Source organism: Martelella lutilitoris (assembly GCF_005924265.1).
In the GTDB taxonomy this organism is placed as follows: domain Bacteria; phylum Pseudomonadota; class Alphaproteobacteria; order Rhizobiales; family Rhizobiaceae; genus Martelella; species Martelella lutilitoris.
On the sequence record NZ_VCLB01000001.1, the window covers coordinates 143,679 to 157,542 of the forward strand.

Genomic DNA, 13,864 nt, shown 5'->3' on the forward strand with positions numbered 1-13,864 from the left:
TCGGCCTCACTCATCCCATTCGATCACGGTGAGTTCCGGCCACAGCGCCAGCCAGCGCTCGGCCTTGTTTTCGTAGACCTCGCGCGAGGCCTGGGTCTTGTTCGGCCTGACGGTGGCATTCATCAGGTCGGCAAGGCCGAACGGCGCATCGCACTGCCAGCGCGCACCGACAGGCCGCATTCCGACAGAGGTGGCGGTGGCCGGAAAGGTGGTGATCGCTTCCGAAACGCTGTCATAGGGCTCGATGCCATAGCCGAAGCGTTCGCAATACCAAAGATGCACGCGGGCCTGGTTCTTGACGTCGATCCAGGCGGGGACGCCTTCGAACATGGCCCTGACCCGCGCCGCCTCGCGCGCTTCGCCGCGTTCGGAAAGGTCGTTCGGATCGAAATAGACGATGTCTATATCGGCGATGCCGTGGCCCGGGGCGTAGCCGAAGCGCCGGTTCCACATCGTCTGCGCCAGAACTCCGGCGACCAGCCAGCAATCCGGCAGGTCGATCCGGTCGAAATTCTCCAGAATGGGTGAAAGCAGCGGGCTTTCCGAGAGAGCGGCCGCAAGCCGCGCGCATTGGTCGTCCATCGAAGTCCTCTTCAGGTCCGGCGCCCGGACCCTGTAGGAGAAGCTTGGCGGAAAATCTGACGATTGCAAGCTCCGATAGGGTGGCGGGTCGATTTTCGCAGCACTTCCCGCACCGGTTTCCTGATGGCTGTCAAGGTGCCGCAGACGTGCCGGCAAATTGCCAAAAAGCAATTGAAATAAAACAACAAATTTCCGGATTTTTTGCTTGAAATGGCCGCATTGCGGGTCTTTCCTGACGTCGTGACCGGCAGCGCCTGTCGGCGCGTCCGATCATGCTGTGCGCGGATCAACCGCGGCAAAGATTGGAGGCTCACAATGATCTCGACAACCATTTTTCCCGGACGCTATGTCCAGGGCGCCAATGCTATCGGCCAGCTTGACGCGGAGATTGCCCGGCTTGGCACGAAAGCGCTTGCCATCATCGACAAGGGCGTGATGGCGCTGGTGCGCGATGCCGTCAGCGGCGGCGAAGAGGCGGCAATCGCCGTGGAGGCATTCAACGGCGAATGCTCGGACGAGGAAATTGCGCGCATCGGCAAGCGCGTCGCGGCTGAAAGCGCCGATGTGATCGCCGGCATCGGCGGCGGCAAGGCGCTTGATACGGCCAAGGCCGTGGCCCATGCGGCGGGCCTTCCCGTCGTCATCGTGCCGACGCTCGCCTCCACCGATGCGCCCTGCTCGGCGCTTTCGGTGATCTACACGGCGGAAGGCGCCTTCAAGCGCTATCTGGTCCTGCCGAAAAACCCGGATGTCGTGCTGGTCGACACACAACTGATCGTCGGCGCGCCGGTGCGCCTGTTCGTCGCCGGCATGGGCGACGCGCTCTCGACCTTTTTCGAGGCCGAGGACTGCCGCCATACGCAAAGCCCCAACATGACCGGCCGGATCGGCTCGATGACCGCCTACGGCCTTGCCCGCATGTGCTTTGACACCCTGCTCGCCGATGGTGCGGCGGCCAAGGCGGCGGCCTCGCAGAAGATCGTGACGCCCGAATTCGAACGGGTGGTGGAGGCCAACACGCTGCTCTCCGGCCTCGGCTTTGAAAGCGGCGGCCTTTCCGGCGCGCATGCGATCCATAACGGTCTCACGGCGCTTCCCGGCACGCATGCTTATTGGCACGGCGAGAAGGTCGCGATCGGCACGCAGGCGCTCGTGATGTTGACGAAACGCCCGCGCGAGATCGTCGAGGCCGTCTACGGCTTCTCGGAGGCGATTGGCCTGCCGATAACGCTTGCGGATATCGGCATCGGCGATGCCAGCGACGCCGACCTTCTGAAGGTCGCGAAGCTTGCCTGCGACCCGGCCGACACGATGGGCAATGTGCCCGGCTCCGTAAAGCCCGAAGACGTCGTCGCCGCCATCAGATCCGCCGACGCCGAGGGACGAAGCCGCAAGGCGAAACGGCTCGCCGCGTGAGGCGCCGATCGGGCGTTTCAAGGGCCGGGCGTTAAGCCCGGCTCGCACGGATGAGGCACACCAGCATCCCTATCCCGTCACCCCGGCCTTGAGCCGGGGTCCAGGGCCAAGTGATAGACGGTTCATTTTAGACTCTCTTCAGACGTGATCTTCTGTCCCTCTCGTGCCGCCCTGGATGCCGGCTCAAGGCCGGCATGACGATATTTCGTGGAGCGACACGGCTTCAAGAGCGTCACCGAAAATCCGGCCAGGCCAGGCGCCCGGCCCTCAATGCGTGATCCGGCGACCGTGGGAAAACACCGAGAACCCGTCTCCGCGAGCGCTGGCGACGAGCGTGATCCCCGCCCTCTCCGCCGTTTCGACAGCAAGCGCGGTCGGCTGCGAGACGGCGATCAGCACCGGCGCGCCGGCGATCGCCGCCTTCTGCACCATTTCCACGGACAGCCGGCTGGTGACGACGAAGGCGCCGCGTGCAGCCGTCTCTTCCTTTCGGGAAAGAGCGCCGATCAGCTTGTCGAGCGCGTTGTGGCGGCCGACATCCTCACGCACCGCAAGCATGCCGGTGCCCGGCCTGAAAAAGCCTGCCCCATGAACGGCGCGCGTTTGCGCAAAGAGCGGCTGATGTTGAGAAAGGGCCGTAACCGCCGCATCCACATCAACGGTCGACATCGTGAAATCATCGCCTTCAACGATCGGCACCGGACGCATGGCGGCGTCAATGCTCTCCAGCCCGCAAAGCCCGCAGCCGACGGGGCCCGCCATCGAACGGCGACGCGCGGCGAGGGCGGCCGAGCGGTCTTCCGCAAGCGCAATCTGCAGATCGATGCCGGAAGCAAACGGAACCGTTTCGACGCCAAGGATTTCGTCGGGACGGCAGGCAATGCCTTCCGTCAGGCTGAAACCATAGGCGAGGTCGACAAGGTCGGCAGGGGTCGCCATCAGCACGGCAAGGGAGGAGCCGCCATAGCTGAGCGCCACGGCCGTTTCGGCGGCGAGCGATTGAAAACCGCCGGCCGTCTTCCGGCTGCCGACGGAAAAAAGCGGCTTCAGTGGACGAGCTGCGGGCAGTTCCTCCTCAGCCATTTTCCGCCACTCTGGCGGCGCGGCGCGGCTTGCTCTCCCCCTGAAGCATGGCGGCAATCAGCGCAAGCGACGACGAAAGCTCGATTTCCGACGAGGCGGCGAGCGCCACGCGGATTGCGGGGGCAGTGGGTTCGCGCCCGGCGCGGAACGAACTGCCGGCGGCAACAGCAACGCCGCGATGGCGGGCGCGATCGACGAAGGCGGCCTCGTTCGTGCCTTCGGGCAGCGGGATCCACACATGAAGCGCTCCCGGCGTCATGGCGCAGGCAATGCCGGAGAGTTCCTTGTCGGCGATCGCGCGGCGACGCTTCAGCGCCATGCGCTGCCAGTTGACCAGCTCCATCGCCGTGCCGTCGACGATCCAGCGGCTGGCGATCTCGGCCATCACCGGGGTCGCGATCCAGTTGGCGGCAAGGTAGCGGTTTGAAACGACGGCCGCATACCGGTCGGGAGCGACCAGAAACCCGCATCTAAGGCCGGGGATCGTATTCTTCGACAGGTCTGTCATGTAGAGCGTGCGCTCCGGGGCAAAGGCCGCGAGCGGCGGCGGCCGGTTTTCCACCAGCGGCCCGAGCACGTCGTTCTCGATGATCGCAAGATCAAACCTGCGCGCGATCCCGGCAATCGCCCGCCGACGCGGCGCGCTCGTCACCGTGCCGCGCGGTCCGGCGGCCGAGGGCTGCAGAAAGATCGCCCTCAGCCGCTTGCGCGCGGCAAGCGCCTCAAGCGCCGAAGGCAGGATCCCCTCTGCGTCCGTAGGGACCGATTCGAGGTCGATGCCGAGATAGCCGGCAAGCGGCCGCGCCATCGGATGGGTGAGATCCTCCGCCGCCATGGCCGAACCGGGCGGGGCAACGCTCATGAAGGCCGCCGTCATCGCATCGCTGGAACCGTTGGTGACGGTAACGCCGTGCGGCGGAGCCTTCAGGCCGCAGGCCGCCAGCCAGCTGACGCCCGCCATCCGGTAGCGCCGGAACAGCGCGTTCGGGATCATCGAGAAGGCGAGATCCGGCGGCATGGTCGCGCCGAGCTCGGCAAAGGCATTGCGGAACCGGCCAAGACTGCGGCTCTCGCAGACCGGCTTCAGGATCGAGAGATCAACGACGCCGGACGTTCCTTCCGTCAGATGCGGCCGCTCAGGCGCACTCGACGACGCCTTGATATAGGAGCCGCGCCCCACCTCGCCGGTAACGAGCCCCCGGCGCGACAGCTCCTCATAGGCGCGGGAGACGGTCTGGACGGAGATCTTCAGGTCAGCCGCCATCTGCCGCTGCGGCGGCAGCCGCATGCCGTCGATCAGCAGGCCGTCGCGGACAGCGCCGGCGATCTGTTCGGCAATGGAAAGATAGGCCGGTCGCTTGATCAGCCTCGGATTGGGACGCCATTTGGTCATGCCCCATCGTGCGGCAAATCATATCAATTGACAATAGGTCAGGCGGGAACGAGCGCATCGACATCGCGACACAAGCTATTGAATTGCAGAACATCTTCTGCCCTGCCCCCTGGCGGCGGCGGCCAAAATCAGTGCAATTGGTTAAGGCACTGTGAAAACCCGGTCAGGTGCCGAGGCTCTCGATCTTGGTGCAAAGCCAGTCCGACAGCTTCAGCGAGGCGGCGGCGGCGGCCACCATCTGCGGCAAGGTCAGCCACTCCAGCGTCCACGCGGCGCCCGAGCGCTCCTGCTCATGCACCAGCGCCATATGCATGGCCGCAAGCTGCGCCGCGTTGAAACGCGACAGCGACACCAGCACCTCGGCCGTCACCGGATTGCGCTTGCCTTCGATATCGGAGGATTCCCCGCCGCCGGAAAGCTCGATTTCCTCGCCCATCTCGGCAAGCAGCGCGATGTCGAGGCCGAACTTGCCGAGGCTGCCGGTGATCTGCGACATGGCGGAGGCGAATTCGGCGATCACATTGCGCTGGTTCTGCCATTGCGGCGCGTCGATCAGGCCAAGAAGATCGGCCAGCATGGCCCGGACCTCGACAGCCTCATCCGGCAAACGATGCAGTGTGCCGACCGCGCCGCCGAATTGCACGGCAAAGAGCTGTCCGTCGAGCCTCAAGAGAAACTGCCTGAGATAAAGAACCGGCTCGCGCCAGGAGCGCAACCGGTCGGAAACGGTGATCGGCATCGCCGGCTGCATGCGTGTGCGCCCCATCAGCCTGCGTTCGCCAAAGCGTGAATCGAGCGTTTCCATGCGCTGGAAAAGATGATCTAGCCGGTCGATCAGGAGCGTCGACACCGCCGACAGCCGCATCATCAAAGAGGTATCGATGACATCCTGGCTGGTCGCGCCGAAATGCACATGGTCCGCCGCATCCGGGCCTACGGCCGCGCGGAGCTGACGCACGAGATCGGGCACGACGATGCCGTCGCGACCGGTCGCGATCTTCAACGCCTCGATATCCGGTGAAAAGGAGGCACAGACTTCGCCAATGCGCTTCGCGGCCGCTTCCGGAATGACGCCGGCGCGGGCCTCGGCCTCGGCAAGGGCGGCCTCGAAGGCCAGCATGGCCTTGATTTCCGCATCGAGCGAAAAGAAGGCGGCAACCTCGTCGTCGCCCACCAGGCCCGAAAGCACGGGATGATCAAAAGCAGAATAACTCATGGATTGCGATCGCTTGCTACTGGAAACAGCAGGAGGGCGGAACCATCCCGACCGACACGGGTGCGGTGAAGACCGGCACCGACCTCACATTGCGACAATGGCGCGACAAGCGCAAGGGCGAAGCCCTGTTTTCCGCGTTCCAGCGGCCCGCATAGCAAGAAGGCGGCCGATGGCCGCCTTCGCAAAACCCGCTGCGTCGCGCATTACTTCCAGTCGCGAATATCGACGAACCGGCCTTCGATGGCGGCGGCTGCTGCCATTGCGGGCGAGACCAGATGGGTGCGCCCCTTGTAGCCCTGGCGCCCCTCGAAGTTGCGGTTCGATGTCGAGGCGCAGCGCTCCTCCGGCTTCAGCCGGTCGTCATTCATCGCAAGGCACATGGAACAGCCCGGCTCGCGCCATTCGAAACCGGCCTCGAGGAAAATCTTGTCGAGGCCTTCGGCTTCCGCCTGTTCCTTCACCAGGCCCGAGCCCGGCACGACCATGGCATTGACCCGATCGGCAACCTTGCGGCCCTTGGCGACGGCAGCAGCGGCGCGCAGATCCTCGATGCGGCCATTGGTGCAGGAACCGATGAAGACGCGGTCGATCTCGATATCGGTGATTTTCGTTCCGGGCGTCAGCCCCATATATTTCAGCGCCCGCCATTTGGAGGCGCGCTTGGTCTCGTCGGCGATATCGTCCGGGTTCGGCACTTCGCCGGTCACCGCGATCACGTCTTCCGGCGAGGACCCCCAGGAGACGATCGGCGGCAGGTTGGCGGCATCGAGCGTGACGACGCGATCATATTCCGCACCCTCATCCGTCGTCAGCGACTTCCAGTACTCGACAGCCCGGTCCCAGGCCTCGCCCTTCGGCGCGCGCGGGCGTTCCTTGATATAGGCGAAGGTCTTTTCGTCCGGCGCGATCAGACCGGCGCGGGCGCCGCCCTCAATCGTCATGTTGCAGACGGTCATGCGGCCTTCCATGGAAAGATCGCGGATCGCCTCGCCGGCAAATTCGATGACGTGGCCGGTGCCGCCGGCCGTGCCGATCTCGCCGATGATCGCCAGGATGATGTCCTTGGCGGTGACGCCTTCCGGCGCCTTGCCGTCGACGCGCACCAGCATGTTCTTGGCCTTCGACTGGATCAGCGTCTGGGTGGCGAGCACATGCTCCACCTCTGACGTGCCGATGCCATGCGCCAGCGCGCCAAACGCGCCGTGCGTCGAGGTGTGGCTGTCGCCGCACACGATCGTCATGCCCGGCAGGGTGAAGCCCTGTTCCGGCCCGACGATGTGGACGATTCCCTGGCGCTTATCCTTCTCGGAGTAATATTCGACGCCGAAATCGAGCGCATTCTGGGCAAGGGCCGCCACCTGGATGCGGCTTTCCTCGTTCTTGATGCCGTTGACGCGGTCGGGCGTGGTCGGAACGTTATGATCGACGACGGCCAGCGTCTTTGCCGGCGCGTGAACCGTGCGGCCTGCGAGCCTCAACCCCTCGAAGGCCTGCGGGCTGGTGACTTCGTGGACCAGATGGCGGTCGATATAGATGAGACAGGTGCCGTCATCCTGGCTGTCCACCAGATGATCGTCCCAGATCTTGTCGTAGATTGTGCGAGCCTTGCTCATGATTTCGTAACCCATTTTTCGATGAACAGGAAAGGGCGCGGTTGCCCGCTGCCGGCATTGCTTTTCAACAAGCGTCAGCTAAGTCGGGCGTTGAGCGCGCCGGAAATCATCGCAAAGAAGCGGCTCGGCAGGCGCTTTCTGTCCTGCAGCACGAAGGGCCTGAAGGAAACGGCCGCGCTCTTTCTGTCAATGATCCTCATGGGCCGGTCTTTACCAGCTTTCTCGGGCTCCGGCAATCATTTACGAGAATGGTTCAAAACTGGCCCCGGACATGGCCCGCACGCGCCTTAAGGAAGACGAGAAGGGGGTCAGCCGACATCCCGCGGCTGTCGTGCCACTCCGCCGCGTCTTCATCGTCAAAGACGAAGCGGTCTCGCGCCTTGGCGGTCGAGGCGAGCACGGGTGTGGCAATGGAACCCAGTATCATCGGGTTGCCGGCGCCTGCCACAATGGCGCGTGTAAGAGACATTTCTACTCCGTATAGCCACAACCAGAAAAAGATGATCGCGGCTTCACAATTCAAGGGAGCATGGAGATAGGAAGCGATTCCGGCTTTTTCTTGTCAAAACCGGCGGACGGATCGCAAAACGCAAAGAAGCCGCCCGAAGGCGGCTTCAGACTATAATACTCTCAACGCCGTCATCCCGGCCTTGAGCCGGGGTCCAGGGCCGCATGACCTATGCATGCCGGCCTTCAACCGGGCCGACGCATCGCCGGAGAAGCCTGGATCCTCGGGTCAAGCCCGAGGATGACGCGGAGTGCGGGGACAGCTTTGTCAACAAACTGAAAAGCCGCCCGAAGGCGGCTTCCCGAAACGATTTCAAAAGCGAAAAAGGCTTATTCGCTCTTGGCTGCCGCTGCAGCTTCCTTCTCGGCCTTGGCGGCGGCGCGGGCGGCCGCTGCTGCCTCGCGGGCCTCGTCGTTGAGGCGGCGCGAACGAACGGAGGTGTTTTCGGCGATACGGGCCGACTTGCCGCGACGATCGCGCAGGTAATAGAGCTTCGCGCGGCGAACCTTACCGCGGCGGATCACTTCAACGCCCTCGACCTGCGGGGAGTAAACGGGGAATACGCGCTCGACGCCTTCGCCGTAGGAAATCTTGCGAACGGTGAAGTTCTCGTGGATGCCGCCGCCGGAGCGGGCAATGCAGACGCCTTCGAAGGCCTGCACGCGGGTGCGGGTGCCTTCCGTCACGCGGACATTGACGCGCAGGGTGTCGCCGGCTTCAAACGGGGGAAGTTCGCGCTGTTCGGCAATGCGCGCGGTTTCTTCAGCTTCGAGCTGCTCGATGATGTTCATCGGTCTAACCTCTTGATATCTTGCTTTAACGGCCAGAGCGCTCGACAATCATCCTTCGGTCAATGCCTCCGGATTTGCCTTGTCTTCAAGGCGGGAGCGTTACGCGGTTGTTCTTTTCGGTAACCGGAACACCCGGTCAGGGCGGGCCTATAGACGATTTTTGGGCCTTTGTCACCCCTTTTGCGCGGCATTCCCGGCGCTATCTTGCCGGCTTTTCCGCCATTCCGCGCGCAAAAGCCCCATCATCACCGTGTTCCAGCGTTCTTCGCCGAAACGGGCGGAGGAGCGACGAACGCCCTCCTCGACGAAACCGAGCGCCTTGTAGGCGCGGATCGCGGACGCATTGAGGTCGTAGACATTGAGCTCCACCCGCATGATGTCTGGTTCCTTGAAAGCCTCATCCACCAGAAGGCCGAGCATAGGTCGCGAAAGCCCCCGGCCCCGCAACGCAGGCGCAAGGGCAATACGGCAAAGTCGACCGACGCCGTTCAGCCGGTCAAAGGCGATCTGACCGTGTCCTGCCAGTCTATCGCCGGTTTTGGCCGAGAAGCAGGCAAGCGCGGGCTTTGAGCCAAGCATTTCCGCGGAACCCTCGCAAAGCTGCTCGAAGCTGAAGGGGTAGGGAAGCTGCGTGCCGCCCCAAAGAGCGGCCCCCCGGGCATCCGCAAACCAGCCGGCCACGGTGTCGAAATGCGAGCGAGAAAACGGTTCGAGCTGCAGGTCTTCAGTCGGCATCCTTGCCACTCCCAGCGAGAAGATCGGGCCGCCGCTCAGCCGTCAGCCGTAACGCCTCATCATGGCGCCATTTGTCGATGGCCGCGTGATTACCGGAAGTAAGAACCTCCGGGATCCCCTCCCCTTCCCATTCCGCAGGACGGGTATAGTGCGGATGCTCCAGAAGGCCGTCCTCGAAACTTTCATGCGTGCCGGAAAGCGCATTGCCCATGACGCCCGGCAGAACGCGCACAACGGCATCGAGCAGCACGAGTGCCGCCGGCTCGCCGCCGGAGAGGATATAGTCGCCGATCGAGACTTCCTCGAGGCCGCGCTTGTCGATGACGCGCTGATCGACGCCCTCGAAACGTCCGCAGACGATCACCGCGCCCGGCCCTTCGGCCAGTGCGCGCACCCGCGCCTGCGTCAGCGGCGTTCCGCGCGGGCTCATCAGCAAGCGCGGACGGTCGTCATCGGCGGAAACGGCGTCGATCGCCCTTGCCAGAATATCCGGCCTCAGCACCATGCCCGCGCCGCCGCCCGAGGGCGTGTCGTCGACGCTGCGGTGACGATCCTCGGCAAAATCGCGGATGTTGACGGCTTCCAGCGACCATTGCCCGCGCTCCGCCGCCCGGCCCGCAAGCGACGTGCCGAGATGGCCGGGAAACATTTCCGGATAGAGCGTGAGGACGGTCGCCTTGAAGGACATGTGTGCCTACCGGGCGTCCGGATCGGGAAAATCCGAAGCATCGCCATCGCCGTCGTCGACGAGGCCGGCGGCTACCGGATCGATCAGCACGCGGCGGTCCTCGAAGTCGATCTCCAGCACGGCGCTTTCGTTGAACGGGATCAGAACCGGGCGCCGCCCCGGCCCCTTCAATTCCAGAAGATCGCCGGCGCCGAAATCGAAGATCGCACTGATCGCGCCATAGCTGTTGCCCGCATCGTCGAAGACATCGAGGCCTTCGAGGTCGGCGTAGAAATACTCCTCATCCTCAAGCTCGTCATCGGGCAGGTTGTCGCGCTCGATATAGAGATTGAGGCCGCGCAGCGCCTCGGCTGCGGTGCGGTCGTTCACGCCGCGAAAGCGAATGACGATCATGTTGTTCTTGCCGGGGCGCGTCTCGAGGATCTCGAACACGCGTCCATCCTCGGCATGGAGATTGCCATAGTCACCGACGGTCAGCGGGTTCGCGGTAAAGCAGCGCACCCTGACATCGCCGCGCAGGCCCTGCGCCGCGCCAATGGTCGCCATCAGGATCGGGTCATTGAGCTTTGCCATCGTCACATTCTTTCCCAGCTATCCATGGCTATCTATGCCCTTTTGCCGAAAAGGAAAAGGCCGGACGCACGCGCCCGGCCCATGATTGATACCTGAAAGCAGGTCTTCCGCCTGAACCAGGCGAGACCGCCAACGGCAGTCCGGCTTATTCCGAAGCTTCGGCAGCGGCTTCTGCTGCAGCGGCGGCTGCTTCCTCGGCCTTCTGCTTCTTCTCGGCAGCGCGCTCTTCGGCCTTCTTGCCGGGCTTCGCCTTGTTCGGGTTGTTGCGGGCCTTGCGTTCGGCAATGCCGGCTTCGGCGAGGAAGCGCAGCACGCGGTCGGTCGGCTGGGCGCCGGTTCCAAGCCAGTACTTCACGCGCTCTTCGTCGAAGACGACGCGGTCTTCCGCATCCTTCGGCAGCATCGGATTCCAGTGGCCGAGCTTCTCGATGAAGCGGCCGTCACGGGGCGAACGCTCGTCGGCGGCAACGATGTGGTAGTAGGGGCGCTTCTTGGAACCGCCGCGGGCGAGACGAATCTTGATTGCCATTTTGTTTTCTCCTTAAAGGCATTTCTGTCGGACCGCAGTCCATTCGTTTGTGGTTCCCGCTGCCTGCAACCACGCTCTGGCCGGCGCACGGGGCATTCTCAATGACCGGAGGACCGGCCTATTTCTCCTGACCGCCATGCTGGGCGGCGATCTGCTCATGATGCCGGATGACTTCCTTGATGATGAAATTCAGGAAGGTCTCGGCAAAATCGGGGTCGAGATCGGCGCTTTTGGCCAGTGCCCTCAACCGCGAAATCTGCTGTTCCTCGCGCGCCGGATCGGCCGGCGGCAGGTCGTGCTCGGCCTTCAGGTGCCCCACCGCCTTGGTGCAGCGAAACCGTTCGGCCAGAATGTGAACCAGCGCGGCATCGAGATTGTCGATCGACTGGCGATACTGAAAAAGCTGCTCCTTCGGGGTCATGCCGTTTTCTCCAGAAGCATCTCGGGCGGCAAGTGACGGTAGACGACCGCGTCCCTGCCGTAGATTTCGAGCGTCTTCTCGGCCGTCGCGCCAAGTCGCTCCGCAAGACGAATGGACGGTGCGTTGTCCGGTTCGATCAGGCTCATCACCGTCGGCCATTTCAGGTCTTCATAGACATAGCGAAGCGCCCGCGACGCCGCCTCGAAGGCATAGCCCTTGCCGTAGTGATCGGGCAGCAACGCCCAGGCAATCTCGGGCTCAGGCATGTCGGCGGGATGCCAGGGGCCGCAAAAGCCGACAAAACGTCCCGTATTCTTCTCTTCCAGCGCCCATTCCCCGAAACCATTCAGGACCCAGTGCCCTGCATAGGCGGCAAGCCTGCGCCACGCATCGCCCTTCGAAAGGGGGCCGCCATAGTAAAACGACCGCTCATCGGCGAAGAAAGCCGCCATCGGCGCAAAATCCTCGCGTCGGAAGGCACGCATGACCAGTCTTTCGGTTTCCAGAACAGGGACGTCTGTCACTTCTTCTTGCCCTTTCCGAAACCGCCGAAGCCGCCGCCGAGACCGGGAAGCTTCGGGCCGCCAAGACCCGGCAGACCACCCGAGGGCATGCCGCCTGCGCCACCGAGACCGCCAGCCTTCTTCTCGAGATCTGCCAACTGGTTGGCGTCGAGCTTGGAGAGGTCGGGCATGCCGCCCATTCCACCGGGCATACCACCGCCCATCATGTTCATCATCTGTTTCATCTTGCCCTTGCCCTTGCCGCCCATGGCTTTCATCATGTCGGACATCTGGCGGTGCATCTTCAGAAGCTTGTTGATATCGGCGGCAGAGGTGCCGGAGCCGGCGGCAATGCGCTTCTTGCGCGAGTTCTTCAGGACATCGGGGTGGGCGCGCTCATACTTCGTCATCGAGGAGATGATCGCGAGCTGGCGCTTGAACACGCTGTCGTCCATGCCGGCGGCGGCCATTTTTTCCTTCATGCCGCCCATGCCGGGCATCAGGCCCATAATGCCGCCCATGCCGCCCATGTTCTGCATCTGCTTCAGCTGCTCGGCCATGTCGTCGAGGTCGAACTTGCCCTTGGCCATCTTCTCGGCCATGGCTTTCGCCTTTTCGGCGTCGATCGTCTCCGATGCCTTTTCAACGAGCGAGACGATATCGCCCATGCCGAGAATACGGTCGGCAATGCGCTTGGGATGAAACTCTTCCAGCGCATCCATCTTTTCGCCGGTACCGATCAGCTTGATCGGCTTGCCGGTAACCGCGCGCATGGAAAGGGCAGCACCACCGCGCCCATCACCATCCATACGGGTCAGCACAAGACCGGTAATGCCGACGCGTTGATCGAAATTGCGGGCGAGGTTGACGGCGTCCTGACCGGTCAGGCTGTCGGCCACCAGCAGGATTTCGTGCGGATTGGCCTGCTTGCGGATATCCGCCATCTCGACCATCAGCGGCTCGTCGATATGGGTGCGGCCGGCGGTATCGAGAATGACGACGTCGTGGCCGCCGAGCTTTGCCGCCTGCACGGCGCGCTTGGCGATGGCGACCGGATCCTGCCCCTTGATCACCGGCAGCGTGTCGACCGAGGTCTGCTCGCCGATCTGCTTCAACTGCTCCTGGGCGGCCGGACGACGCGTGTCGAGCGAGGCCATCAGCACTTTCTTGCGATCGCGATTGGTCATACGCGCCGCGATCTTGCCGGTTGTCGTCGTCTTGCCAGAGCCCTGCAGGCCCACCATCATGATGACGACGGGCGCGGGGGCATTGAGATCGAGCGTGACGCCCTCGGAGCCGAGCATTTCGACCAGTTCGTCATGGACGATCTTGACGACCATCTGGCCGGGCTTGATCGACTTCAGCACTTCCGCGCCGACGGCCTTTTCGCGCACGCGGGCGGTAAAATCGCGCACAACCTCCAGCGCGACGTCGGCTTCCAGAAGCGCGCGGCGAACTTCGCGCAGCGCAGCCGAAACATCGGCTTCCGAAAGCGAGCCGCGGCCGGTTAGTCCCTTGAGGACGGAACCAAGGCGGTCCTGGAGGTTTTCAAACATAGCCCAATCCCTTTTCGTTTCGCATTTCGCGAAACGTTGGCACCTCTGCCGGCAAATGCAAGACGCAAAGCAAAATTCCATCCGAGGGCGCATCGCGCTGTCGGATGTTGACCTCCGGGCTCTCTTTATACCTTTGCGGGGCCCGGTCGGCGGCTGAACGTCTTCACTGTCAGCAGATTTGGAGGGGATAAACCCCAAGATTGCGGCAAAGTCAAGCCTTTGTGAGCCCTTTCGCCTTTTTCAAGGTCTGGAACTTT

The 13,864-nt window shown here is 63.4% G+C and carries 17 protein-coding genes; 1 reads left to right on the forward strand and 16 read right to left on the reverse strand.

The annotated features are described in order from the left end of the window. Nucleotides 1–6: 6 nt before the first annotated feature. Complete coding sequence (locus FF124_RS00660) at nucleotides 7–582, reverse strand: nucleotidyltransferase family protein (protein ID WP_138746549.1); 576 nt, start codon at nucleotides 580–582, stop codon at nucleotides 7–9. A gap of 11 nt (nucleotides 583–593) precedes the next feature. Next, nucleotides 594–914: a hypothetical protein gene (locus FF124_RS00665; protein ID WP_138746550.1), complete on the reverse strand. Its 321-nt coding sequence runs from the start codon at nucleotides 912–914 to the stop codon at nucleotides 594–596. On the opposite strand from FF124_RS00665, the gene FF124_RS00670 reads away from it, so the two are divergent. Further along, complete coding sequence (locus FF124_RS00670; protein WP_138746551.1) at nucleotides 898–1,998, forward strand: glycerol dehydrogenase; 1,101 nt, start codon at nucleotides 898–900, stop codon at nucleotides 1,996–1,998. The two genes, FF124_RS00665 and FF124_RS00670, sit on opposite strands and share 17 nt — an antisense overlap. 267 nt (nucleotides 1,999–2,265) lie before the next feature. Here the strand turns inward: FF124_RS00670 and fdhD are convergent, their stop codons facing one another. From fdhD to ffh, 14 genes are all read right to left on the reverse strand, one after another. Further along, entirely contained in the window at nucleotides 2,266–3,081 is an 816-nt protein-coding gene (fdhD, locus tag FF124_RS00675; protein WP_138746552.1) for a formate dehydrogenase accessory sulfurtransferase FdhD, read from the reverse strand. Then, on the reverse strand, nucleotides 3,074–4,474 hold the full coding sequence (ehuR, locus tag FF124_RS00680; RefSeq protein WP_138746553.1) for a MocR-like ectoine utilization transcription factor EhuR: 1,401 nt from the start codon (nucleotides 4,472–4,474) through the stop codon (nucleotides 3,074–3,076). Before ehuR ends, fdhD begins: the two co-directional genes overlap by 8 nt. 163 nt (nucleotides 4,475–4,637) lie before the next feature. Then, a complete protein-coding gene (locus FF124_RS00685) occupies nucleotides 4,638–5,690 on the reverse strand; it encodes a 3-carboxy-cis,cis-muconate cycloisomerase (RefSeq protein ID WP_138746554.1) in 1,053 nt (350 codons plus the stop codon). Nucleotides 5,691–5,893: 203 nt separating this feature from the next. Further along, nucleotides 5,894–7,303 (reverse strand): 3-isopropylmalate dehydratase large subunit, encoded by a 1,410-nt coding sequence (leuC, locus tag FF124_RS00690; RefSeq protein ID WP_138746555.1) that lies wholly within the window; start codon nucleotides 7,301–7,303, stop codon nucleotides 5,894–5,896. A gap of 74 nt (nucleotides 7,304–7,377) precedes the next feature. Then, nucleotides 7,378–7,503 (reverse strand): hypothetical protein, encoded by a 126-nt coding sequence (locus tag FF124_RS20880; protein ID WP_281285213.1) that lies wholly within the window; start codon nucleotides 7,501–7,503, stop codon nucleotides 7,378–7,380. Nucleotides 7,504–7,556: 53 nt separating this feature from the next. After that, a complete protein-coding gene (locus FF124_RS00695; protein ID WP_138746556.1) occupies nucleotides 7,557–7,772 on the reverse strand; it encodes a hypothetical protein in 216 nt (71 codons plus the stop codon). A gap of 368 nt (nucleotides 7,773–8,140) precedes the next feature. Further along, nucleotides 8,141–8,602, reverse strand: coding sequence for a 50S ribosomal protein L19 (rplS, locus tag FF124_RS00700; RefSeq protein WP_138746557.1), 462 nt, complete (start codon nucleotides 8,600–8,602; stop codon nucleotides 8,141–8,143). Nucleotides 8,603–8,773: 171 nt separating this feature from the next. Then, on the reverse strand, nucleotides 8,774–9,337 hold the full coding sequence (locus FF124_RS00705) for a GNAT family N-acetyltransferase (protein WP_138746558.1): 564 nt from the start codon (nucleotides 9,335–9,337) through the stop codon (nucleotides 8,774–8,776). Then, nucleotides 9,327–10,025 (reverse strand): tRNA (guanosine(37)-N1)-methyltransferase TrmD, encoded by a 699-nt coding sequence (gene trmD / locus FF124_RS00710; RefSeq protein WP_138746559.1) that lies wholly within the window; start codon nucleotides 10,023–10,025, stop codon nucleotides 9,327–9,329. Before trmD ends, FF124_RS00705 begins: the two co-directional genes overlap by 11 nt. 6 nt (nucleotides 10,026–10,031) lie before the next feature. Continuing rightward, entirely contained in the window at nucleotides 10,032–10,598 is a 567-nt protein-coding gene (gene rimM / locus FF124_RS00715; protein WP_138746560.1) for a ribosome maturation factor RimM, read from the reverse strand. A gap of 145 nt (nucleotides 10,599–10,743) precedes the next feature. Continuing rightward, nucleotides 10,744–11,127, reverse strand: a complete 384-nt coding sequence (rpsP, locus tag FF124_RS00720; protein ID WP_138746561.1) for a 30S ribosomal protein S16 — start codon at nucleotides 11,125–11,127, stop codon at nucleotides 10,744–10,746. Nucleotides 11,128–11,245: 118 nt separating this feature from the next. Beyond that, on the reverse strand, nucleotides 11,246–11,548 hold the full coding sequence (locus FF124_RS00725) for a chorismate mutase (protein ID WP_138746562.1): 303 nt from the start codon (nucleotides 11,546–11,548) through the stop codon (nucleotides 11,246–11,248). Then, nucleotides 11,545–12,072, reverse strand: coding sequence for a GNAT family N-acetyltransferase (locus FF124_RS00730; protein WP_138746563.1), 528 nt, complete (start codon nucleotides 12,070–12,072; stop codon nucleotides 11,545–11,547). Before FF124_RS00730 ends, FF124_RS00725 begins: the two co-directional genes overlap by 4 nt. Then, entirely contained in the window at nucleotides 12,069–13,607 is a 1,539-nt protein-coding gene (gene ffh, locus FF124_RS00735) for a signal recognition particle protein (RefSeq protein WP_138746564.1), read from the reverse strand. Before ffh ends, FF124_RS00730 begins: the two co-directional genes overlap by 4 nt. Nucleotides 13,608–13,864: the final 257 nt, after the last annotated feature.